The sequence below is a fragment of the Kitasatospora sp. MY 5-36 genome (genome assembly GCF_001182915.1).
GTDB lineage: Bacteria > Actinomycetota > Actinomycetes > Streptomycetales > Streptomycetaceae > Kitasatospora.
Genome location: NZ_LFVW01001030.1, coordinates 1 through 2,317 on the forward strand (window position 1 = coordinate 1; position 2,317 = coordinate 2,317).

Consider the following 2,317-nt stretch of genomic DNA (forward strand, 5'->3'; position numbering starts at 1 on the left):
CGCGACCGGCGCCTCGCCCGGCAGGTCGAGGTGCCGGGCGGCGGGCACCAGCTGCTCGGCCCGTGCGCCGGCGGCCAGTGCGGCGGTCAACGCGGCCCGGGGGTTGGGGAGTTCACCGGGGAGCACGGCGTGCAACCCGGCGCTGACGGAGACCAGCTCGCGGACCGGGGCCCGCGTCGGCAGCGCCCGCAGCAGGGCGAGCAGTGCCTCGTCCGGCGCCTGGTCCGGGGTGTCGGGCGTCGCGCTCCACAGGTAGACCAGCCGGTCGGCCGTCCGGTCGCCGAGGGCCCGCAGCCAGTCCTCGGGGTCGGCGGTCGGCGGGCGGTCCACCACCAGGGCGTTCGGCAGGGCGGCGGCCAGGGCCTCGGTGAGGGTGCCGGGGCCGGACGGGCCGAGCAGCAGGATCGTTTCCTCGGCCAGAGAGGCCGCCGAAGAGGCCGGGGCCGCCGCCACCGGGCGGGCCTCCCAGCCGAGCTGCCGCACGCAGTCCGGCAGCGTCCGGGAGTTGGCCTCGGCCAGGTCCAACGCCACGATGTGGTCGTCGAGTTCGCCGTCCAGCAGCCTCCCGCGCAGCGCGGTGCGCTGGATCTTGCCGCTGGTGGTGCGCGGGAAGTCGGCCACTGGGACGGGCAGCACCAGGGCGGGGGCCGGCTGCCGGCGGGCCGCCAGCAGCTGCCGCACCTCGGCGGCGACCGGCGCCGAGGGCGCGTCCGGGTCGCTCTGGACGTAGGCGATCACCAGCTGCTCGGTGCCGGTGCGTTCGTCCGGCACCCCGAAGGCCGCGACGTGCCCGGAGCGCACCCCCGCCACGGAGGCCACCACGTCCTCCAGCTCGTGGCAGAAGTAGTGCACGCCGTTGACGATGATGATCTCCTTGCGACGGCCGGTGAGCACCACCTCGCCGTCGACCAGGAAGGCCAGGTCCCCGGTGTCGAACCAGTCGTCGCCGACGAAGGCCTCCTGGTTGGCCGGCGGGTTGTTCAGGTACCCCGGCGTCACCCGGCCGGAGTGGACCTGGAGCCGGCCGACGCGGAGCTCGGGCAGCGCCCGTCCGGCGTCGTCGGCCACCCGCATCCGGGTGCCGGGCGCGGGCCGGCCCATGCTGAGGAAGGCGGTGCCGCGCTCCGCGGAGGCCGGGTCCGCGGGCTCCAGCCGGCCGGTCAGCGAGTCGGTGCGCACCAGGCGGCGGGCGCCGTCCTCGTCGTAGCGCTTGTAGGTGATCGCCGTGCAGGTCTCGGCCATGCCCCAGGCCAGCAGCACGTGGCCGGGGCGGACGCCGAACGGGGCGGTGGCGGACAGGAACTCGTCGATCACCGCCTCGGTGCACTGCTCCCCGGCGTTGATCAGCGACTTGACCGAGGACAGGTCCCAGCGGCGGTCCGGCCCGGCGGCCCGGACGGCCTCGGCGACCAGCCGGAAGCCGAAGTTGGGCGACCAGGAGTGCGCCGCCCGGTAGCGCTCCAGCGCGTCCAGCCAGACCAGCGGGTCGGCGAGCACGAGTTCGGTGGGGATCTGCACCTGGTCGGCGGCCAGTACCACGTCGCGCAGGTGGAACATCAGCAGTCCGGCGACGTGGTCCAGGGGCAGCCAGTTGACCGTGCCGTCGCCCGGCTCGGTGCCCTGGGCGACGGCCCCCGCCACGTACTCCAGGATGCCGCGGTGGGTGATCTGCACCGCCTTGGAGCGTCCGGTGCTGCCGGAGGAGAGCTGGAGCATCGCGACGTCGGCGGGGACGGGGGCGTGCTCGGGGGCGGGGCCGTCCGGCAGCCCGCCCTCGGCGGGCCGGTCGACCGCGATCACCCGCAGGCCCGGCGCCGGGTACAGCTCCCCGAGCCGCTCCAGGCCCGCCACCGCGGGCCCGCAGACGAGCACCGGCGGCTCCTCCAGGGTCTGCCAGGCGTGCCAGAGCTTCTCCAGCACGGGGTTGCGCTCGTGGTAGTCCGGCGGGCGGGCGACCGTCACCGGCTGCATCCCGCCCAGGAAGCAGGCCCACAGGGTGGGGAAGTAGTACTCGGGCTCCGGGACCTGGAGGATCACCCGGTCCCCGGCCCGCAGCCCGGCGGCGGCCAGCACGGCGAGGATCTCGCGGGAGCGGCCGAGGAGTTGACGGTACGTGATCCTGGTGGCCTCGCCGCCCGCCCGGATCAGGTGCAGTCCGCGGTCGGGGTGCAGTTCGGCGGCGCGCAGCAGCGCCTCGGGCAGTGTCCGGGGCGCGTCCGGCCCGGGGGCGGGCAGCGGGGCGCCGACGGCCTCCGTCCCGGGGTCCTCGGCGTCGGGGTGCTCGGAGTCGGCCTCCCCGGGGGCGGCCGTGGGCTGC

At 76.3% G+C, this 2,317-nt stretch carries 1 protein-coding gene; it reads right to left on the reverse strand.

What is annotated here, in order from left to right:
- On the reverse strand, positions 1-2,317 hold a 2,317-nt coding region (locus AE652_RS39730; protein ID WP_049660507.1), incomplete at both ends, for an AMP-binding protein.